General features: G+C 49.7%; 18 protein-coding genes. 4 read left to right on the top strand and 14 right to left on the bottom strand.

The features are described from left to right. Positions 1-21: 21 nt before the first annotated feature. From WH37_RS02720 to WH37_RS02675, 9 genes are all read right to left on the bottom strand, one after another. The gene (locus tag WH37_RS02720; RefSeq protein WP_046229036.1) at positions 22-1,116 is read right to left on the bottom strand and encodes a carbohydrate ABC transporter permease; all 1,095 of its coding nucleotides are present in this window, start codon (positions 1,114-1,116) and stop codon (positions 22-24) included. Continuing rightward, on the bottom strand, positions 1,116-2,198 hold the full coding sequence (locus WH37_RS02715; RefSeq protein ID WP_046229035.1) for a carbohydrate ABC transporter permease: 1,083 nt from the start codon (positions 2,196-2,198) through the stop codon (positions 1,116-1,118). Before WH37_RS02715 ends, WH37_RS02720 begins: the two co-directional genes overlap by 1 nt. A 26-nt stretch (positions 2,199-2,224) precedes the next feature. Continuing rightward, positions 2,225-3,646: an ABC transporter substrate-binding protein gene (locus tag WH37_RS02710; protein ID WP_414811803.1), complete on the bottom strand. Its 1,422-nt coding sequence runs from the start codon at positions 3,644-3,646 to the stop codon at positions 2,225-2,227. Positions 3,647-3,920: 274 nt separating this feature from the next. Next, positions 3,921-4,949, bottom strand: a complete 1,029-nt coding sequence (locus WH37_RS02700; RefSeq protein ID WP_046229033.1) for a LacI family DNA-binding transcriptional regulator — start codon at positions 4,947-4,949, stop codon at positions 3,921-3,923. Between the two features lie 81 nt (positions 4,950-5,030). Further along, a complete protein-coding gene (locus tag WH37_RS02695; protein WP_052736763.1) occupies positions 5,031-5,834 on the bottom strand; it encodes an alpha/beta fold hydrolase in 804 nt (267 codons plus the stop codon). A 92-nt stretch (positions 5,835-5,926) separates the two neighbouring features. Then, positions 5,927-7,321, bottom strand: a complete 1,395-nt coding sequence (locus WH37_RS02690) for an AAA family ATPase (RefSeq protein ID WP_143088554.1) — start codon at positions 7,319-7,321, stop codon at positions 5,927-5,929. A 177-nt stretch (positions 7,322-7,498) separates the two neighbouring features. Further along, positions 7,499-8,977: a serine hydrolase domain-containing protein gene (locus tag WH37_RS02685; protein WP_046229032.1), complete on the bottom strand. Its 1,479-nt coding sequence runs from the start codon at positions 8,975-8,977 to the stop codon at positions 7,499-7,501. 24 nt (positions 8,978-9,001) lie between these two features. Then, positions 9,002-9,886: an ROK family protein gene (locus WH37_RS02680; protein WP_046229031.1), complete on the bottom strand. Its 885-nt coding sequence runs from the start codon at positions 9,884-9,886 to the stop codon at positions 9,002-9,004. A 102-nt stretch (positions 9,887-9,988) separates the two neighbouring features. Beyond that, positions 9,989-10,588 carry a ribonuclease H-like YkuK family protein gene (locus WH37_RS02675; RefSeq protein WP_231594094.1) on the bottom strand — a complete coding sequence of 200 codons (600 nt, stop codon included), beginning with the start codon at positions 10,586-10,588 and terminating at the stop codon, positions 9,989-9,991. Positions 10,589-11,031: 443 nt separating this feature from the next. Between WH37_RS02675 and WH37_RS02670 the strand changes: the two genes are divergently transcribed. Beyond that, positions 11,032-12,345, top strand: coding sequence for an ABC transporter substrate-binding protein (locus WH37_RS02670; RefSeq protein ID WP_046229030.1), 1,314 nt, complete (start codon positions 11,032-11,034; stop codon positions 12,343-12,345). Positions 12,346-12,364: 19 nt separating this feature from the next. Continuing rightward, on the top strand, positions 12,365-14,053 hold the full coding sequence (locus WH37_RS02665) for a methyl-accepting chemotaxis protein (RefSeq protein WP_046229029.1): 1,689 nt from the start codon (positions 12,365-12,367) through the stop codon (positions 14,051-14,053). Positions 14,054-14,168: 115 nt separating this feature from the next. Here the strand turns inward: WH37_RS02665 and WH37_RS02660 are convergent, their stop codons facing one another. After that, positions 14,169-14,996 (bottom strand): sugar phosphate isomerase/epimerase family protein, encoded by an 828-nt coding sequence (locus WH37_RS02660; RefSeq protein WP_046229028.1) that lies wholly within the window; start codon positions 14,994-14,996, stop codon positions 14,169-14,171. Between the two features lie 322 nt (positions 14,997-15,318). Between WH37_RS02660 and WH37_RS02655 the strand changes: the two genes are divergently transcribed. Continuing rightward, positions 15,319-15,528, top strand: coding sequence for a hypothetical protein (locus WH37_RS02655; RefSeq protein ID WP_046229027.1), 210 nt, complete (start codon positions 15,319-15,321; stop codon positions 15,526-15,528). A 22-nt stretch (positions 15,529-15,550) separates the two neighbouring features. Here WH37_RS02655 and WH37_RS02650 read toward each other — a convergent pair whose 3' ends face one another. Both WH37_RS02650 and WH37_RS02645 read right to left on the bottom strand, forming a co-directional pair. Then, entirely contained in the window at positions 15,551-15,829 is a 279-nt protein-coding gene (locus WH37_RS02650) for a YqkE family protein (RefSeq protein ID WP_046229026.1), read from the bottom strand. A 185-nt stretch (positions 15,830-16,014) separates the two neighbouring features. Continuing rightward, positions 16,015-16,311, bottom strand: a complete 297-nt coding sequence (locus WH37_RS02645) for a hypothetical protein (protein ID WP_046229025.1) — start codon at positions 16,309-16,311, stop codon at positions 16,015-16,017. Between the two features lie 263 nt (positions 16,312-16,574). Here WH37_RS02645 and WH37_RS02640 point away from each other — a divergent pair, with 263 nt between their 5' ends. Then, positions 16,575-17,954 carry a Glu/Leu/Phe/Val family dehydrogenase gene (locus WH37_RS02640; protein WP_046229024.1) on the top strand — a complete coding sequence of 460 codons (1,380 nt, stop codon included), beginning with the start codon at positions 16,575-16,577 and terminating at the stop codon, positions 17,952-17,954. 107 nt (positions 17,955-18,061) lie between these two features. Here the strand turns inward: WH37_RS02640 and WH37_RS02635 are convergent, their stop codons facing one another. After that, positions 18,062-19,297 (bottom strand): aminopeptidase, encoded by a 1,236-nt coding sequence (locus WH37_RS02635; protein ID WP_046229023.1) that lies wholly within the window; start codon positions 19,295-19,297, stop codon positions 18,062-18,064. Between the two features lie 65 nt (positions 19,298-19,362). Continuing rightward, positions 19,363-20,349: a Gfo/Idh/MocA family protein gene (locus WH37_RS02630; protein WP_046229022.1), complete on the bottom strand. Its 987-nt coding sequence runs from the start codon at positions 20,347-20,349 to the stop codon at positions 19,363-19,365. Between the last annotated feature and the right edge of the window lie 129 nt (positions 20,350-20,478).

The raw sequence follows: 20,478 nt of genomic DNA, 5'->3' as shown, positions 1-20,478 counted from the left end.
AAGGAGAGGCTCCTTATCTGCCTAACCTTTCACCGAGCCGCCCAATAAGCCGCGGACGAAATATTTTTGCAGGGCGAAAAATACGGTTAGCGGCATCAGCATCGAGACGAACGCAGCTGCCGTCAGCAGATGCCAATCGCTGCCTTTTGATCCTACCATCGCGGCAATTCGCATCGACATGACCTGTACATCAGGCTGGCTGCCGATAAACACCAAGGATACTAAATAATCGTTCCATACCCACAGAAACTGAAAAATGCCGATGGAGGCAATCGCCGGAACCGACAACGGCAGAATGAGCCTTGTGAAAATCGTAAAGTTCGACGCCCCATCCATAAACGCCGATTCGAACAGGTCCTTGGGCAGCTGGCTAATAAACGTATACATAAAATAGATCGTCAGCGGCAGGCCGAAGCCGGTATGCGCGATCCATATGCCAAGGTAGCTGCCATTCAGGCCAAGTGCCGTATAATCCTTCAAGATCGGGATTAGCGCGACCTGAAGCGGCACAACCAGCATCATGATGACGGCGACAAACATGGAGCGCCGCAGCGGAAAACGCAGCCATGCAAAGGCATAAGCGGCAAATGTCGCGATCAGGATCGGGATAATCGTCGATGGAATCGTCACAACCATCGTATTGAGAAATGCTTTGGAGAGGCCTTCTCCCTTCTGCGCTTTTATAGTGCCGTCTGCCTGCATAATTTCAAAGCTTTTGCCCGTCAGCACACCATTGTAATTTTCCAGCGTGAAATTCGTATTCACCTTCCAGTCCGGCTGCTGCACCTGGATCGTACGCGCCCGGCGATTTTCCCAGATCAGCCTGCTGCCATCCTGCGCGGTGACGCCGCTGCGCAGCTGATCGTCGTCAAATACTTCGCCATTCACCTCAATCGGCTGCCGCAAATCGGTATCCTTCGGCAGCGTGATCGTCGATTGCGTGACATAATCGCGGTGCGGAAACACCGTCCACCAGCCGGTTTGCAAAATATCAACCGCAGGCCGGAACGAGGAGACCAAGAGGCCCACCGTCGGGATGAGCCAGATGAGGCAAATAAAAGCGAGTACGACGTTGACGATTGTTTTCGACATCGTCTTTTTCCTTGTTCGCTTCATCAGAATCCCCCCTGTTTCCGGAACTGCCGCAAATTAATAATGATGACGGGGATGACAGCGAAGAGCAGCACAATCGCCAGCGTTGAGCCGTAGCCTGCATTGCGATACATGAAAAACTGGCGGTAAAACTGCGTCGCCACCACTTCCGTATCGTATTGCCCCCCGGTCATTACCATGACGACATCGAAAATTTTAAGCGTAAATACAACAATCGTCGTCGATACGGACAAAATCGTCCCTGAAATCGCCGGTATAATGATGCTGCGAAAAATACGAATTTCCCCCGCGCCGTCAATGCGCGCCGCCTCAAGCATATCCTCCGGCACGCCCTTGAGCGCCGCCGAGAACAGCACCATCGCAAATCCCGTCTGCATCCAAATCAGAATGGCGACAAGAAAGAGATTATTCCATGGCTGAAGCATGCTGGTGAATGCCTGCGCTTCTCCCCCGAAGGCGACCACGATCGCATTGAGCAGACCGATCTGCTCATCTCCCGGCTTGTAGAAATAAATAAATTTCCAAATGACTCCGGCTGCGACGAAGGAAATCGCCATCGGCATAAATATAATGCCTTTCGCCAATTTCTCGAAGCTGCTGCGGTCAGCAAGCACCGCAATGAGCAGTCCTAGACAGATGCAGGCGGTAGCGCCAAAAGCGACCCATATCAGATTGTTGCGCAGCGCGGTTAGCAGCAAGCGGTTTGTAAAAATGGCGGCATAATTGGAAAGGCCGACAAACTTCTCCGTCCCCGCATCCATAAGACTCATATAGAGGGTGCGCAGCGTCGGAATGAGCAGCAGCCAACCGAGCAGCAAAGCTGCGGGTCCAACGAAAATAAAGGGCTGGATGCGTCGTTTCCAGATATCCGGATATTGTTCCACTGCCCAGTTAAACGACCAATATATCGAATAAACGCCCAGCACTCCCCAAATGATAGCAAGCAAAGCATATAAGACAGATGGCAAATTCGTATCGCGCAAAAACAGGTAAATGCTTGAGTGTAAAATCGCATTTACAAGCACGACAGCCAGAGTAACGGCAACGTTTCGCGATTTGCTCGTTTTTGGCGTGGAAGCTAGCATGGCCCAGCCCCTCCTTCAATTAAAATTTAATTGTTAAAGCCAGACTGAATTTCTTTAAGCGCGCCGTCCAAATCAACGGTACCGCTAATATAGTCCGTCGTTCCTTTCCAGAACGTGCCTGCGCCTACCGAGCCAGGCATCAGGTCAGAGCCATCGAAGCGCAGCGTCGAAGCATTTTTCACCAGCTCCCCCATTCTGCGCTCCACATCCGTCGGATACCAATCTAGGCTTGCATCATTCATTGGCGCGATTACGCCGCCGGACTGCACCCAGGTCTTAATCGATTCGCCTGTCGTGAAGAACTCCATAACCGCGCGCACTTCCGGACGGTCGTTATGCATTGCATACAAATCGCCTGCAACGAGTACCGGATTGCCATAGGCCTCATCGATCGACGGCAAGTAGAACCAGTCATAATCTTCACCGGATTTCAAACCTTCAGGGAAGAAGCTTGTAATAAAGCTGGCTTGGCGATGCAGCCATGCTTTGGGCGGATGATCGAACATCGGCGTTACCGAATCGCCGAACGCGGTCGTTACAATTGACTTGCGTCCGCCGTATACATAGTCGTCGTTCAGCCAAATTTGCGACAGCTTCTCGAATGCATTTTTCACAACAGGATCTGTAAATGGCAGCTCGCCTTTTACCCACTTATCATAGTTTTCTGGTGTTGTAGTGCGCAGCATAATATCTTCGATCCAGTCGGTTGCGGGCCAACCTGTTGCTGCTCCGCTCTCGATGCCAATCGCCCATGCCGGGTCGCCGTCTGCCGCAATTTGCTCGGTTAGCGCCAGCAGCTCATCCCATGTTTTCGGTACGGTATAGCCCGCATCATCGAACTCTTTCTTTGGATACCAGACGAGGCTTTTCACGCTGCTGCGGTTCCATACTCCGGCCATAATCGATCCATTCGGCCCTTCCATCGTCGCCATATCCAGCCAGCTCTGATTGTAGTTGCCCTTCAGCTTATCTGCGTCCAGAAATTGCGACACATCGATAACCTTGCCCGATTTCACGAAATTCGCCAGCAGTCCCGGCTGCGGGAAGTCGGAGATATCCGGGGCATTGCCGCCGTCGATTCGAATGGAAATCGTCGCCTCAAACTCCTTCGAGCCTTCATATTGAATGTCGATGCCCGTTTGCTCCTCGAACGCCTTAATGCTCTCCTCGAATTTCACCTGGTCCACATCAACGAATGGACCAAACATCGAGACTTTCGTGCCTTTATAGTTGCCGGCAAGCGCCTGCTCCAGCGGCGAACCATCTGCGTTTCCTGCTGGCTCCTTCGTAGCTTCCGTACTTGCCTCAGGTGTAGCTGTTGCTGGCGCTTCCTCGCTTGCAGTACTGTTGCTCCCGCCACTTCCGCTGCTGCAAGCAGCTACGAGCAGCGCCATAATTAGAACCATGCTCAGCATGAGCGTATAACCAAACTTAAATGGCTTTTTCAAAAGACCCATCCCCTTATCGTTCATAGTCAAGTGAATCGCAAGTCATTCTCGTTGATGAACGTTCGCCGCATGATGTACGTTTGTAGGTTGTACGTCGTTCATGAAAGCAATCTTCATAGCGTAATGATGCATCACCCCCTTCACGATGAAAGCGAAATGAGATAGCAGAAAGATACCCACTGCTCCGCCATAAATGAACGCGCTTACATTCGACATATTGAGCAAATGAACCGCAGGTGACAAGAACAGCGAATAGACATCGGCCTAGGCCTCTTTATTCCCTGTGCTGTGGCCTATGAAACATGGGCAAAGTGGACTCTCTGACGATTAACTCGTGAGGAAGCCATTCTCTTAGAACAGCTGCTTCTCCGAATTCGAGCTGCTCATGCATTTTTTCTACAGCTCTCCAGCCGATCGCATACATGGGCTGGGCAATCGTCGTCAGCTTCGGTATCGTCATCCAAGACATGCGCAGGTTGTCAAAGCCTACTACGGATACTTGATCGGGAACACGGATTCCACGGTCATGCAAACAGGAAATGACGCCCATTGCAAATTCATCGGAGCAAGCAAATACAGCAGTTAAGTGTGGGTATCGGTCGAATAAGCGGGAGGTGGCTGCATATGCTTCTTCAAACCAGTGTGTTGCAAACTCTACGTAGCTTGCACAATGATGGAGGTTGTTTCGTTCGAGAGCCCGGACGAAGCCGTCATGGCGGGTCTGACCTGAGATGGGGTCGGGCAGCGTGAAGCAGATGAGGCCAATATGCTGATGCCCTTGTTCAATTAAATAACTAACCGCTTCGAAAGCGGCTGCCTCCTCGTCAACCTTGACGGATGGAAGCTCATATTCGAAAGACACGGTTGACACAAGCACGACAGGATAACCGCAAGCTTGCATCGTTTCGTAATACTGCCTCTGGACATAATCGCTGACGAACAATAAGCCGTCGGCCTGCTGCTTGTTCAACGTATCCAGATAAGAAATAATTCGCTCCGGCACCCGGTCCGTATTGTAAATCATCAAATTGTAGCCGAGCTGCTTAGCCGCATCCTCCATGCCGCGAATAATTTCGCCAAAATAAGGATTGCGGATGTCGGGAATGAGAACGCCAAGCAATTGCGACTTTTTGAAAATAAGACCTCGGGCCAGCGCATTCGGGTGATAATTCAAGCTTTCAATCGCTTCTAGCACACGCTGTCGCTTATCCTTCGTGACCGATTCCGGCGCATTCATGACACGGGAAACGGTGCTGATGGATACGTTAGCCATTCTAGCAACGTCACGGATCGTAGGCTTCATCGCCAAACCATCCTTTATTTTCTTTTTTTGAAAACCTTTTCAACGTCATTATAATGGCTAAAATATCCTTTTGCAACCGTTTTATTTTTGCAGCTTCTCCAGCCAAGTATCGATTGCGGCTGCTACCTCGTCCGCCTGCTCGGATGCCGTTATCGTCGCATCGTTGTCGCCGGACTGCTTGCCATATGTACCGAAGCCGCCGTGATTGCCGCCTTCAATCGATACATATTCGGTCTGATCCGCAGGCAAATTTTTCTTCGATTGCTCCCAGGTTTCCTTGTTCAGCACAGCGTCCAGCGTTCCCGTAATTTGCAGTACCGCAAGCTTGCTGCCGCTCAAATCGGCCCCGTCATCGGCATAAGCGCCCATGAAAAAGATGCCGGCCAGCTTGCCTTGATGCTCCGCCGCATATCTCGCAGCAAACGCTCCGCCAAGTGAATGCCCGCCGATCACGTAGCTTTCTTCCGGATGCTCCGCTATGTATTCATCTGCGCGATCCTGCGCAGTGAGCGCCAAGTTAAATGGCATTGACGCAACATAAACGCGATGTCCAGCTTCTGCTAAGCGCCTTGCAAGCGGTGCATAGCTTTCCGGCTTCACCAGCCCTCCTGGATAAAAAATAATATTAGGCGAAAGCAGCTCCTTGCCTTCCCCCGGTTCAAAACGGTATCCATGCTTCAGCTCGCTTACCTGAACCGAGCCGTCGCTATTCAGCGCGGTCAGCGCTTCTTCCAGCGGGCTATACGTCTTCACCTGCAAAAATAGGACTAGCCCTAGGATGAGAACAAGGACGATGATGGCTGCCCATAGCAGTACTCGCTTCCAAGGTGAACGGCGTCCACGCGAATGACGGGATAACGAGATTGCATTTGAACCATAATCCATTTCCGTTTCAACTCTCCTTTCATTTCAAACGTAATCGGATGGCAGCATCCTTTGCCGCCATCCGATTACGTTAATTAGCTGCTAGGAAAGGCTTAACGCGTTTGAAAGCCAACCGGCTTTTGCCCCTTGTCAGCCATCCATACTCCGCGGCGGTCCTTGTCAAAGTCCGTTTTCAGCTCTTCAATGACCCGCTTCAAATCCACACTTTGCTCGTAGTGCTTCTGAAGCGCCGCGGATACATACAGCTCATTTAGCTGGGCAAACGAGAAGCCCTCAGTAAACTGCGCTGCATCCTCCATGAGTCCATCGGCTTCCCCTGCCAGCCTTCCGAACCCTTTACGCTGCAAATAGGCGAGCCGCAGTTCCTTATCCGGCAGCTTCATCTCATAAGCCCGGTCGAAACGGCCCGCGCGGTTCATGAGCGCCGGATCGATTTTTTCCGGATAATTCGTCGTGCCAATCAGGAACAGCCCTTCACGGGACGTTGCCCCGTCCAGCGTATTCAGGAAGAAGGAGCGTGCCGAATCCGGCATCGAATCAATATCCTCAATGACGAGAATCATTGGCGCCATTTTCATCGCAGCGGAGAACACCTGCTGAATCGAATCGCTCGTCGTATACTCCGTAATTTGCCAGTAGGCGACCGGAGCCTCCACGCTGCCTGCAATTGATTTTACGAGCGTTGTCTTGCCATTCCCTGGCTTGCCATACAGTAGAATACCTCTTTTATACGGCACGTTATAGGTTTGGAAAAACTCGCGATCCCGCGAGAAAAACTCATCAATGGAACGATAAATTTGCTGCTTCAAGGAATCGCTCATCATTACCTCGTCGCGTTCCACCATACGCGTAATTTGCTCGCGGCTGCGCTCAAACCCTTCCTTCGTATCGGTAAAAATCGTCACACGCCGTTCGCTAAGCTGCCTCTCCTGCATCGCTTCGAGAAAAGCACGCATCGTCTCATCATTTTTCGCAAAAATAATATCTTCCGTATTTAGACCATACTGACGCAAAAACGGGATTCGCGCGAAAGCTACCTCATATTCGGGATAAGTAATGACATTATTGCGCAGCGAAGGATTGATCCGGTAATTGGCTTCAGACTTCGAATCCTCAAATCGGAATGAGCGATCCTCCACCAAGTCGTAAATAGCGGCCTCCCGCTTCACCCCTTCATACTCGCTTGCGAGATCATCCGATACCCAGTCCCACACATCGTCCCCGTCATCCTGCATATACAGCTGCATAGGTGCGCCGAAAGCTTCCTCCAGCATGTTTTTAATCGTTTGGACGGCCGTTGCATAATTGAAATAATCATCGGTGGATTGGCCTGCTTCTGCTTTGAAAATATAAGGTTTATACGTTTTGGTTATCATAAATGGGGCATTATCTCCTTTAAAATAGGAATTACGATCAGGCTTGTCCGCCCCGCCCGTCAGGCAGGACAAAAAAAGACCGCAAGCCATCAGCCTACGGTCTTCCTGCATGTGAAGAGAAGCTGCCTACGGCAGCGGCCTAAAATAAATAAGCCACTTCCTCTTCATTCTTATGCTTAAAACGGCCCGTAGAGGCCCATGGACATTATACGGCTATGACACAAACGATTCATGACCAAAGGCCTCCTTTCTCCGCAGCTTCAAGTTTAATAGAATATTCGTCAAATGCTAGTTTGAAAGCCGCTCGCCAGCAAGCTCGCGATGCCGGGTTACAAAATCAAAATGCTTGTAGGCAATTGTAATACGGCTGCCGCTGAATGTGCAAATAACCTCGTCATGATAAGGCGTAAAGACGCGGCAAATATCGAAAACCAGCAGGTCGCTGCTCAGCCAAGTCGCGCGGGCTGCTGCGGCTTCATAGGCTAGCTCATTGCCATAATACCATTCCTGATGCCCAGAGTCCAGACGATGTATCCCTGCCGCATCACTCCACATTAAAGTTGTCACTTCTCCGCCAAATATTAGGCTAAGCTCCGTGACCCCATCCTCGTTTGGCTCTAGCTTATAACGAATCGTGCCCTCGGCAAATAGAGGGCGCGGCTGCGCAGCGCGCTCCACAACGTCAAGACTGTCCAGCTTCTCCCGTAAGCCCGCAAGCTCAGCTTCATCTTCTTGCAGCGCATTTGGAAGCATGGCTGGAAGCAAATGCTCCCACATCATGTCCATCACTAGCTGCATATCCTGCACGCCGCTGTTGATGGCAATAACGGCATCCTGCTCTGGCATGACGACGCAAAACTGGCCAAAAGCCCCATCGCCTCTATAAGCGCCATGTCTGCATTGCCAGAACTGATAGCCGTAGCCTTGCTGCCAATCCGTGCCGGAGCCCGTCACGACATCGCCGTGATTGATGTTCTCCACCTGCTTGGCAGTCGCTTGCTCGATCCATTCAGCGGAAATAATCCGCTTGCCGTTAAACATGCCTTTATCCAGCAGCATTTGGCCAAAACGCGCCCAGTCCCCGGTTTTCAGCCTGGCTCCCCAGCCCCCGGTAGCTTCTCCGTTAGGCGCCGCATCCCATACTGGACGATCAATACCAAGCGGCTCGAACAGCCGCGGCATTAAATAGTCCGGCAGATCAAGGCCGCTTACCCGCTGTACAAGAGCTGACAGCATATGGCTTGCCCCGCTGTTGTAGAGGAAAAACGAGCCCGGCTCGCGATCAATCGGCTGCTCCAAAAATCCTTTTATCCAATTGCGGTCGGCCCGGTCGCCTACTTTGGGAATAACGCGATCAGACAACAAGGAATGGAACATTTCGAAGCGTGCCGTGTCCTTCGTATGTCCGGTGGACATCGTAAGCAAATGGCGAATTTTAAGCCTGCCCATATTGGCTTTAGCCTCTTCGGTCGCTTCCTCGGGAAAATAGTCCAGCACCGCATCCTCCACGGAAAGCAGCCCTTCTTCCACTGCGAAGCCAATTGCCATTGAACTCAGGCTTTTAGTGAGCGAGTAAGCAGTATGCTGCCTATCTGCCTGATAGGGCGTCCACCAGCCTTCGGCAACGACATGCCCATGCCGGACAAGCATCAAGCCATGCAGCTCCAACTTATTATCCGCAATGCCTGCCAAAAAAGAACGAATAGCTGCCGAGCTTATCCCCTGACTTTCCGGTGTTGCACGAGGTAATTCATATGGTTTCTGCATCGTCGTCTCCTTATAAAGGACTGGTTACTTCCGGCTATTTGTCAAAGCATCAAGCCCAAGCGCGAGCGAGCCGCATAGTCCGGCATTGTCGCCAAGGCCTGGCGATACGATATAATCTTCAATGTTGTGCAAAATCTCCGCTGCCTGCACATAACCATTCAAGGCGCGTTTCACTTCTGCGTAAATAAGCGGGAACAGCTGCAATTGATGCATGACGCCGCCGCCCAAAATGATTTTGCGAGGTGACAGCAGCAAAATGCTGCCCGCTACAGCCTGTGCGATATAAAAAGCTTCCATCTCCCATGCCTTATGCTCCGGAGGAAGCTCTACTGCCTTCACGCCCCAGCGCTTCTCAATAGCAGGACCTGCCGCCACGCCCTCCAGACAGTCGCCATGATAAGGACAAAAGCCATCATACGTATCCTCAGGATGACGGCGAGTCAAAATATGTCCGCCCTCCGGGTGCACAAGTCCATGGACCAGCTTGCCCTCCGAATAGACGCCTACACCTACGCCAGTACCAATTGTATAATAAACGCAGCTGTCCAGACCCTTAGCAGCACCCCATACCGCTTCCCCATAAGCCGCTGCGTTAACATCCGTATCCCAGCCATAAGGCACGTCAAAATGCGCCTTCAGCGCGCCAAGAAAATCAAAATTTCCCCAACCCGGTTTAGGTGTCGTTGTAACAAACCCATATTGCGGGCTGGATTTATCAATATTAATTGGGCCGAATGTGCCAACGCCAATCGCCTCAACCTGCTTGTCCTTGAAATAGCCGACTACATTCGCCATCGTTATTTCCGGTTTTTCTGTCGGGAAGCTTACCCGATCCTCAATGACGCCATGCTCATTGCCTACACCACATACAAATTTAGTACCGCCTGCCTCAATTGCCCCAATACGCACGATAATCCCTGCTTTCTATTCCTATGATCTAACAGAAATATACCATGCTGGGCAGCTAAGTGCCACTGTATAAGCAAGAAATCCCCCTGAAGTCTAGCTGCTTCAGAGCAGGCTCCTGCGCTTGTAGCGGGGAACCGCCTTTTTCGTAAAACGGTTGGCGTAGGAGGAAGCCACATAAGAATCCGGCTTGACTCGGGCAGCATAGGTTCCCATTCCCTGCACCCGCTCTACCATTTCCTGCACATACAGCGAGGTTTCATTAATAGAAGGCACCGTTCCGGCATCGATATCAATGAAATGCGCGAGTGAAGCCCCTTGATACACGTAGGGCAGCAGCAAATCCTCCATTCGCTGCAGCACGCCATCCTTAAAATAATAAGCAACCTCCTGCGACAACACCGTCTCCAGCGTCAGCTTCTCTCTGAGCTTCATCATTTCCTTGGGAACAACTGTTTGGCGATAGCAGGCCCAGGCCCCTTTTCCAATTCTGCGAATGACAACCCCCGTAACAAACTTCGTATACCCTCGAAATACTTGGCTGTCCGTCCCTACTACAAAATGATACGATGCATGCACATCACCAGCAATAAAGCTGCAAATCCGCTCACTCACATCCTGAAAGGTTAAGCGGCTTTCGGTCACATTTTGGAACGATAATCCCTCTGGTATAATCAGCTGCTGATTGCTTCCCACTATGGACACGATCGCAAATTCCTCCCCGTGTGATAAGGTGAAACGGCTGTCGCCGTCCTTTGGCAGCGCGGCGCGTTTCAGTCCGAGAAATATAGAGAAGGGATGGAGAAATCATATCCTTTCCTATATTTCAAGCGTAAACGGCCGAAAGCCGTCCTCTGGCGGCAAAGCTACCGTTTCGAGGGTGAAATATAAGCCCATTATAAGGGTGTAACTTATACATGCTTATATTTAAATAAATTCCGCCCGCTGGCAGGCGCTCCACTTCGTTGCCGTCCCCCGCTTCGATACCCGGGTTCCTTTTAATACCTATGCAAGCAGTGCCGCAGAATAGTATTCGCCATCAGTTCAATAAAGTTAGATATGTCAGCTCTAATTAAAAAAACTGTAAATCCGATATAGTAAGTATTGAACAATATATAAATGGCAAAAAAGCCGCAAGGGGGAAATAAGTGAAGACAGCTCTTAAAATCCGATTCATCATCCTTACTGTCATCATTGTTGCTTTAATCGCTACTGGCTGCACAAATGAAGCCGCTACCACAGAGTCTGCAACAACAGAAAACGGGCAAAAAACGCTTAAAGTTTATTGGTGGGGCAATGACGGGAGACGTGAAAGAACGCTTAAAGTTATTGATTTATTTGAGAAGCAATATCCAAATATCAAAATTGAACCGGTTGATGCGACAAACGGTGACTATTGGACGCTGCTTGCAATGAAAGCAGCTGATCAAGACTTCCCTGATGTCATCCAAATGGACTATAAATATATTGATGAGTTTGCCAAGCGCAAGCTGATTTTGCCGCTGGATGATTTGGCTGCTTCGGGCAAGCTCGATCTTTCCGATCTGGACTCGAGCTCGCGCACGACAGGCACGATAGACGAGAAGCTTTACGGCGTCGTTACCGGCATAAATGCACTAACCATGATGTACAATCCGGAAATATTCGAAAAGGCTGGCGTTCCCGTTCCTGCAACAGGCTATACGTATGAGGATTTCATTCAGACAGCCCGCGACCTTAAGGAAAAAATAAATGAGCCGGGCTTTGTCCCAATCGGTACTGATTCGCTCGACTTCGCTTATTACCTCAGACAACGGGGTGCAAGCTACTATTCCAAGGACGGAAACTCGCTCGGCTATGATAAGGATGAATATTTATCAGACTTCTTCACGATGGAGAAAATGCTTATCGATGACGGTCTGATGGCAAGCGCGGACATTCTTAAAGACCGGCCCTCTGACAAGGATTCGCTTATCGTCAATCAGCTTGCTGCTTTCCATAGGCTGACGAGCAACAACGTCGTTTCATTTACGAGCTTGTCAGGCAAAGCATTAAAGCTGCTGCCGCTTCCGGCCTTTAAAGGCGGTTCTGAAGGTAACTACGTCAAGCCTTCGATGTATTTCTCGATTTCTGCCTATACGAAGCTGCAGGATGAAGCCGCCTTGTTCGTTGACTTTTTCTTCAACAATTTTGAAGCAAATGATATTTTGCTTGGCGAGCGCGGTGTTCCCGCCACGGCTAAGGTGCGCGAGCATCTGCTCAGCACGATGAAGGAAACCGATAAAGAGCAATACATCTACATGGGTGAGGTTGAGAAAAATTCAAGCCCGCTTGATCCACCTGTTCCCCTAACATCCAGCAGCATCAACACGTTGTTCACCAAAATCAGAAATCAGACGCTGCTTGGGCAAATTACGCCGGATGAAGCTGCAAAACAATTCCGGGACGGCGCGAACGAAATTTTCGCAGATGCTGCTTCTTAGGCGGAAAGGACAATAACCGATGAAACTAACGATTAGTAAAAAGCTTTACGGCGGCTTTTTCTCGATTCTGCTGCTGCTCATTGTTATCGCCTCTCTTAACTATGTGGAGATTGGCTCGATTAACAGCACCTATCAGAAGCTGCTGCAGGAACGCTCCCACAGTGTCAGTCTGGTCAAAGATTTAAGCCTCTCGATTAAAAATGAAAACTTGAGCATTACAGGCTTTCTGCTGATGAATGACGAAGCGGAAATCGATGCCTACCGTGATTCGGTTCGCCGTTATAATGAAGTCAGCCAGCAGCTGCAGGGCATGACAACCGATTCAAATGACTGGCTGCTGCTGCAAGGACTCGATCTGCTTCAGCAAAGCTATACGAGCAACGCCGAGGAAATGATTGAATTCAAGAAACAAAATAAAGTAGAGGATTATATGCGCCTCGCCGACAAAAACGAACCGATTATCAGTAAGTTTATGGAAACTGCGGATCGTTTCGTTCTGGAGCAAGAAGAGGTGCTTCGCCTAAGCTCGGAGGAGACATCATCCAAAGTGGCTAGCACAAAGCTGATGGTTCTCATTATTTCACTGCTCTCGATAGTTGTAGGCCTCGCTATTGCTTATTTCATTAGCCGGATGATTACGGTGCCAATTGTTCGAATTACTGCCGTAGCAGAACGTATTGCGAATGGGGATTTGACAAGTGAAGCCGTTAAGGTGAAAAATCGTGATGAACTTGGCGTTTTAGCTGCATCCTTTAATTCGATGTCGCAAAATTTACGCAATCTGATTGAGCAAGTGTCACAAAATGCACTGCAAGTTGCGGCTTCGTCCGAGCAGTTAACTGCCGGAGCTGAACAGACGACTAAAGCAACCGAGCAGGTCGTTGAAATTATTGAGCAGGTAGCTGGCGGCTCCGAGGAGCAAATTAAAGTCGTTCAGGAAAGCGTAGCTTTTGTGAACAATATGTCAGTGGAGGCTAGCGGCATTGCGGCAAGCGCCCTTCAGGTTTCGGAGAAATCGCGGGCAGCCGCTCAGACTGCCGTAGACGGAACTGTCGCGGTGCAATCCGCAGTCGAGCAAATGAGCCATATTCAGTCCACGGTGCAAAATATTGCGGAGGACGTTAGCATCTTAGGCTCACGCTCCGATGAAATCGGCAAAATCGTCGAGGTAATCGCTGGTATTGCCCAGCAGACGAATCTGCTGGCGCTTAACGCCGCGATTGAAGCTGCACGCGCGGGAGAAGCAGGACGCGGCTTCGCTGTCGTCTCCGCAGAGGTTCGCAAGCTGGCTGAGCAATCGACTGAGTCCAGCCAGCAAATTGCCGTGCTGGTCCGTTCGATTCAGTCGGATACAGAACGTACCGTCCAATCCGTTCATGACGGCAAGGAAGTCGTACAAGCGGGCATTGCTGCGGTATCTGCGGCTGGTGAGTCCTTTAACAACATCAAGCAAGCTGTTAATTCCGTGACCTTGCAAATCCACTCGGTTTCCGAAGCCTCGCAGCAAATGTCCGAGGATACGAATAAGCTGGCGGCGTCCCTGCAAGGAGTAGCCGAGGTTGCAGAAGAAACGTCCTCCGGCGCAATAAGCGTATCGGCCGCAACCGAGCAGCAGCTGGCGACGATGGAGGAAATCACCTCCTCGTCCCAAGCGCTGGCTAAAATGTCCGAAGAGCTGCTGCAGTTCGTTAAGGATGTTAAGCTTTAAAGATTTAGGGAATCCATAAACGCACGAAAAAAGGTTGAATTGGGCTTCAGTCCAATTCAACCTTTTTTATTACAACGACCTATTCACCATTGAGAATAAAAATAATGCCTGAAAACTATACGTATTCCGAACGAATACGCTCAATATAGCTTTTGGAAAACGCCATTTGCTCCTCGCTCGCCGTTTCCATAATAATATGAACGCCCGGCTTGTACTTATTAAGCAAGCGCATATACAGGCTGTAATTCATTTCGCCATAGCCGGCCGGAACCGTCTGCAGCTCTCCATTCGCATCGGGTTTACGGTCCTTCGCGTGAGCGCCAATAATCCGGTCTCCAAGCAGTGCGAATGCTTCTTCAATCACTTCATCCTGACGGGCGAAGTTTTTCGTTGTCAGCAAATTGCCCGGATCGATCACGACGCCAACATGCGAGGACGGGATCTCTTGCAGAAAAGCGTGCAGCTCCGCCGCCGTGCCAATCAAATGGCTGCTGGCTGCCTCGATGCCAATGAATACGCCCCATTTTTCCGCTTCCTCTATAAGCTCCTGAACCGTCGATTTAAGCGTCTTCCAGTCCTGCTCGGTATAAATGCCGTCCGGATGGGTTCCCGTCTCAAAAGCAACCATAGGCGCGCCCAATAAGCGTGCGTAGCGGATCAGCTCCTTAAACCGCTCTATATTTTCGCGAAGCTTCTGCTCATCGCGCTCAAAGAAATGCAAATAGCAGCCAAGCACGGAGATCGACACGCCATTTTTGCGAAGCTCCTCCGCTATCGACATCGCGAGCCCCGGCGTCAGCTTGCCCGGTTTATTAAAATCAACATCATTAATAGCCTTCCACATCGCCAGCTGGATATGGCTGAATCCGGCAGCGCCCACCTTCTCAGCCAGCTCCCGGTAAGACAAGCTCCCAAATAAATGTGCCAATACGCCTACGGACATTTCCTTCACCCTTTCTTTTTTCGCAACAACAAGGTTATGTAATTGCGCCTCTATTCAGTATAACGAAACAAACCGATGTACAGGCGCAAAGCAGCCTAATATAGCGGTTAATTGAACATTTTCACCTGATTTTTGACGTCTAGCCAGTCCATTATGATGACGCTTACTTTTCTTGCTCGCCTATTGACTGTAACGCAGCCTGCAAAGTCTGTCAATTGCAGGAAGTCGATACTTTCCTAAGCATGTTTTTCAGCATATAATAGAAGCAGGTGCTTTGAAGCACCCGGCACCACATACGCAGGCAAACAGGAGGAAAACGATTATGGCAATGAGCAAGGCGAAGAAAGCAAGACAGAAGCTGGCACAAAGAGGCTTAATGAATCCCGAACAGCTGCGGGGAAGCTGGAATGGAGTGAAGCCTAGTGAACGAAAAACTCCTACTCTGCAAGAGCGAGTAAATAAACTGCATACGAAACACAAAAGGAATCACGCAGGCAGAAGCGATGATTCCTTTTGTATTTATTGCGCATAACAGGCAATAACGCTATACGTCTTTATTTGTATTTTTTCCAGTCGCCCGGCTTGCTGTTGTTCAGCAAATACTCCATATCGTTTTCCAGCCGCTTCTGCTCCTGCTTTCGCGCTTCATCCGCCTTCTGAGCGGCATCCTGCTTCTTCTGCTCCTCCGCTGCCTTCAGTGCATTCGACTGCTCCTTGAGCTTGCTTAGGACATCAGCACTCAGCAAATCCTTCAAGGTCGCCTGCTGGCTATCCGCCGCGGCCGCTTTCGGCTTGCTCGCGTGCGAAGCTGCCTGTCGATTTTTTTTCGCCATCCTTAACACCTCTATTTCCATGGTTAGCCTTTCATTGTCGTTTATTATAGCATTAATCTGCTTATGGCTCTATCCTGCCGCTAAGCCCGATTAATCGCAGACCCCGCCCGTTTGGGCAAAATAAAAGACGCCCCTCGCCGCATTGCAGCAGGCTAAAGCGCCTCTTCTTTACCTGCTTGGAAAGCTTAGGATCTGCTCATCTCGCTCAGTTCATTCACACTGTTAAATGCCAGAGCACCAAACACTGCTATCCACAGAATGGACAAAACGATACCGATTGCTGTCCAAACCAATGCAGCCTTGGCAAAATTAGCCTTGCTGATTTTTGTATTTCCACCGAATGCCCAAACGAACAACATAATAATGTTTACGAGTGGAATAGCATAGAGCAGCATTGTAATCATCCACTCTTTAAAGCTTACCGGCTCTGCCAGATGGTTGTGCTGTTGATATCCATTCTGATTTTGATACTGTTGTTCCATGACCTTTCACTTCTCCCTCTATTTATCTAATAAAAATTCTCTTGCTCTGTACATGTTAACGAGGAAAGCGACATATTTCAACATACTTTTGGATTATTTTCCATTTGTAACATAGGCTTCAAGAACTAAAAAACATAATATTCATTACGAAATACCTATATTCCATTTTGGATTACTCTCCTTGCTATGTTAAAATGATGTAGGTGCCTTACCCGGCTCCATGTACCACAATCTTCGTTACCCATACTGGAGGTCGAATAAACATGGCAAACCAAACTGGCACAATCGTTCAGCAATCCTTAAATGCATTATTGGGAGACTCTTCCTTTTTATCTGATTTACAGGGAAAACATCGCGATCAGGCTTTCCTGTCTTTAGCTGCTATTTTATCTACGCCAAACAAGGTGAATAAAGCTTTTTTACGCATTACGATGGATGATGGCGACGTCGTTCGCATACCGGCTTACCGTATCCAGCATAACGATACACTTGGCCCATACAAAGGCGGCATTCGTTTCCACGAGTCCGTAAATGAAGAAGAGGTTACCAACCTGGCAGCCTTAATGACACTCAAAAATGCGCTTCACGACGTTCCGTTCGGGGGCGGCAAAGGCGGCGTCGGTATTAATCCGCGCCATTATTCAGCGAAAGAGCTATACATTATATGCAAAAAATATGTCCAATATTTTACCGATATTCTCGGCCCGGAAAAAGATATTCCCGCCCCCGATATGGGAACCGGTGAACGCGAAATGGACTGGATGATGGCCGAGTATAAAAATATTCATCCTGGCAAACCGTATCTCGGCAGCTTCACCGGCAAAAGCGTCATTAACGGCGGCTCATTAGGACGCCGAGAAGCGACAGGCAAGGGCGTCTATTTCACGTTCCGCTACATGCTGCATGATTTTATTAAAGTGCATCGCGGCTATTTGACCAACAGCTCTAATCCTTTTGCTGCCAATGTACTCGCCCAGGCGGAAAAACCGCTTTCCATCGCCGTTCAAGGCTTCGGTAATGTCGGCTCCATCGTCGCGCTGGAAGCGCATAAATGCACCTATCTCAACAACAAAGTCGTAGCGGTCAGCGACCGCAATGTCACGCTTTACAATGCCGACGGCTTATCGATTCCGGCACTGATTGACTATGCCAATCGCCATCAAGGCGATTTGCCTAAGACGAAGGAAGAGCTCGCTGAGCTGGAGCTCAAAGCCGACATTTTCGAGCGTGAAGAAGTGCTGTATCTGGATGTTGATGTGCTCGTGCTGGCCGCGTTGGAGGAACAGGTGCGCGAGGATAACGTAGATAAAGTGAAAGCCAAGATCATCGTCGAAGGAGCAAATGCGCCGATAACCGGCGAAGCCGACCAGAAGCTTTCCGACAATGGCGTTATTATTATTCCCGACATTCTTGCCAATGCCGGCGGCGTTATCGTCTCTTATTTTGAGTGGCTGCAAGGCCGTGAAACGCAATATTTGACCGAGGAGCAGGTTCATCGCATGCTGTTTGAGAAAATGCAAAGCACACTCGGCTCCATTTTGCCTTCCTTCTTTAGCGCCACTTTCACGCTGCGGCAAAATTGCTATAATCATTCGGTGATGAAGCTGTCAACGGTTCTGTACCGCCAAGGCAAGCTATACTAGGCTCAGCCAGGGTAACCTAACCGCTATCATGCGCGGATCAGGTAGCAAAACGAAAAACAGGCCCGAAGCTGCAACGTGCAGCTCCGAGCCTGTTTATTTTTCACGCCTTAAAACGCCCAGTTGCCTTTACGGAATACCGGAACGACTGTGCCGTCGGCTTGAATGCCATCAATATCCATGTCGGCAGAGCCAATCATGAAATCATTATGCGTCAGGCTCGCATTAACACCGTTTGCTTCCAGCTCCTCTGGCGACATCTTTTTGCCGCCTTCAATATTGAACGCATAGCCGCTGCCGATCGCCAAGTGATTCGAAGCATTTTCATCAAACAGCGTATTATAGAACAAAATGTTGGACTCCGAAATCGGGGAATGATGCGGCACCAGAGCAACCTCGCCCAAATAACGCGCTCCCTCATCCGTATCAATCAGCTTTTGCAAAATCGCTTCACCTTCCTCCGCCTCGGCCTTCACAATACGACCGTTCTCGAAAGTCAGCTTAAAGCGGTCAATGATGTTGCCGCCGTAGCTTAGCGGCTTCGTGCTGGAAACATAACCATTCACGCCGGTTTTCAGCGGCACGGTGAATACTTCTTCCGTCGGCATATTCGCCATAAACGGAACGTTTTGCTCGTTTTCACTGCCGGCAGCAACCCAAAGATGCTTGTCGTGCAGCTCAATTGTCAAATCTGTGCCCGGAGCGGTGTAATGCAGCTTTTTAAAATGATAGTTGTTAAGCGCCTCGCCTTTGCTTCCCAGCGCAGCGTTATGCTCCTGCCAAGCCGCAACAGGATCTTCTGCATGCAGGCGTACTGCTTTAAAAATCGCTTCCCATAGCAGCTCGACAGCTTGCTCGCCCTCAGCCTGCGGGAACACCTTCTTCGCCCAGTCCTTGGCGGCTGCCGCAACGACCGTCCAGCTCACTTTGTCCGCTTGAATCGCTCTACGGAACTCCTTCAACCCTGCTCCTGCCGCCTTTTGGTAGCTGGAAATACGCTGCGGGTCAATTCCCTTCAGCAGATCCGGGCTGGAGGAAACGATCGAAATAAATACGGCGCCTTTTTCAACAAACTCCTGGCGCTTCGCCGTTTCCCATTGCGGGAAATGGTCAAAAATTTCAGCGCCAGCTTTTTCATATTTCAATCTGGATAACTGGTCATCCGTCCAATCAATATGTACATTGCTTGCTCCAGCTGCATAAGCCTTCTCTGCGACGAGACGCACTAGTGGCGCCACCTCAATCGCTCCCGTTACGAATACCGCCTGCCCCTGCTGAACATTCACACCTATTTTCACAATTATCTCGGCATATTTCTCCAATTGAACAGCTAATGTATCGCTCATTCCAAGTCTCCTTTATCTCTATAAAATAGGTGTTTCTGCATTTCATTTACTTCCTTGCATCCATATTATAGCCGATCTGCAGGGAAAACAAGCCCGATCTGGCTGCGCGCCTCATCCAGCACCTCAAGTACAGTAAGCGAGTTCGCAAGCGAATTAATGTCTGATTCATGCTGGCCGCTTTGAATAAGCCGAATAAACTCCTCAGCCTCATACACCATCACATTATCTGCCTGCGGCACCGTCAGCTCCTCCACTTCGCCATTGCGGTATTCGATGCGCACCTGATTCGGATAGCTAATATTTTCAATGATCATATTGCCCGCTTCGCCTTGGATTTCCGCTGGAAGCTGGGAATTGGAAATTTTGGAGTGCAGTACTGCCGCATCCATTCCATCATATTGCAGCAGCAGGCTGCCCTTCCCGTCCACACCGGATTCCAGCATAACGGCACTTGCTTTTACCTTATTCGGCTTGCCGAACAATGAGACCAGCGGGTAAACGCTATATATGCCAATGTCCATCAGCGAGCCATTCGAAAACTCCGGCTTGAACGCATTCATGACATTGCCTTCCTTGTACGCATCATAGCGCGAAGAATATTGACAGTAGGATGCAAAATAACCCCGAATTGCTCCTAGCTTAGGCAGATGCTCGCGAATAACCGCAAAATTCGGCACGAACGTCGATTTCATCGCCTCCATCAGCAGCACATTATTTTCTTTGGCCGCTGCGATCATTTCCCGCATTTCTCGGGCATTTGAAGCAATGGGCTTCTCGCAAAGCACATGCTTGCCATGCTTCATGCAGGTGATCGCATGCTGAGCATGGTGCGAGGTGGGACTTGCGATATATACAGCGTCCACCAGATCGCTCTTTGCCATCTCCTCCAAATCCGTAAACGTATGCGGAACATTATATTTGCTCGCAAATTCAGCCGCCCGCTCTGACGTTCGGGAATACACGGCTGCTAGGGAAAAGTCCTCCAGCCCAAGTGCCGCTTCAATAAAGGAATCTGTAATTTTATTGGTGCCAATTATGCCAAAACGTATCATAAGCTTTTTCCTCACTATCTCATCTTGATTTGTTCCTCTTATTCTACCACTACAGCCAGCGAAAAAAAATAAAAGCCGACTCTCGCACATCCCTCTGCACGAATCGTCGACTTTCTTTTCTATTACGAA

Origin of the sequence: Paenibacillus algorifonticola (genome assembly GCF_000971975.1) — a bacterium.
GTDB lineage: Bacteria > Bacillota > Bacilli > Paenibacillales > Paenibacillaceae > Pristimantibacillus > Pristimantibacillus algorifonticola.
The sequence above is the reverse complement of the archived record's forward strand: the minus strand, read 5'-3'. Positions and strand labels throughout refer to the sequence as shown.

What these genes read in the sequence shown, in the direction of transcription:
- WH37_RS02640 (WP_046229024.1), top strand. Translation starts at nt 16,575, where the DNA reads ATGGCAAACCAAACTGGCACAATCGTTCAGCAATCCTTAAATGCATTA.
- WH37_RS02645 (WP_046229025.1), bottom strand. Translation starts at nt 16,311, where the DNA reads ATGGAACAACAGTATCAAAATCAGAATGGATATCAACAGCACAACCAT.
- WH37_RS02700 (WP_046229033.1), bottom strand. Translation starts at nt 4,949, where the DNA reads ATGAAGCCTACGATCCGTGACGTTGCTAGAATGGCTAACGTATCCATC.
- WH37_RS02685 (WP_046229032.1), bottom strand. Translation starts at nt 8,977, where the DNA reads ATGCAGAAACCATATGAATTACCTCGTGCAACACCGGAAAGTCAGGGG.
- WH37_RS02630 (WP_046229022.1), bottom strand. Translation starts at nt 20,349, where the DNA reads ATGATACGTTTTGGCATAATTGGCACCAATAAAATTACAGATTCCTTT.
- WH37_RS02635 (WP_046229023.1), bottom strand. Translation starts at nt 19,297, where the DNA reads ATGAGCGATACATTAGCTGTTCAATTGGAGAAATATGCCGAGATAATT.
- WH37_RS02655 (WP_046229027.1), top strand. Translation starts at nt 15,319, where the DNA reads ATGGCAATGAGCAAGGCGAAGAAAGCAAGACAGAAGCTGGCACAAAGA.
- WH37_RS02695 (WP_052736763.1), bottom strand. Translation starts at nt 5,834, where the DNA reads ATGGATTATGGTTCAAATGCAATCTCGTTATCCCGTCATTCGCGTGGA.
- WH37_RS02660 (WP_046229028.1), bottom strand. Translation starts at nt 14,996, where the DNA reads ATGTCCGTAGGCGTATTGGCACATTTATTTGGGAGCTTGTCTTACCGG.
- WH37_RS02720 (WP_046229036.1), bottom strand. Translation starts at nt 1,116, where the DNA reads ATGAAGCGAACAAGGAAAAAGACGATGTCGAAAACAATCGTCAACGTC.
- WH37_RS02715 (WP_046229035.1), bottom strand. Translation starts at nt 2,198, where the DNA reads ATGCTAGCTTCCACGCCAAAAACGAGCAAATCGCGAAACGTTGCCGTT.
- WH37_RS02690 (WP_143088554.1), bottom strand. Translation starts at nt 7,321, where the DNA reads ATGCAGGAAGACCGTAGGCTGATGGCTTGCGGTCTTTTTTTGTCCTGC.
- WH37_RS02650 (WP_046229026.1), bottom strand. Translation starts at nt 15,829, where the DNA reads ATGGCGAAAAAAAATCGACAGGCAGCTTCGCACGCGAGCAAGCCGAAA.
- WH37_RS02665 (WP_046229029.1), top strand. Translation starts at nt 12,365, where the DNA reads ATGAAACTAACGATTAGTAAAAAGCTTTACGGCGGCTTTTTCTCGATT.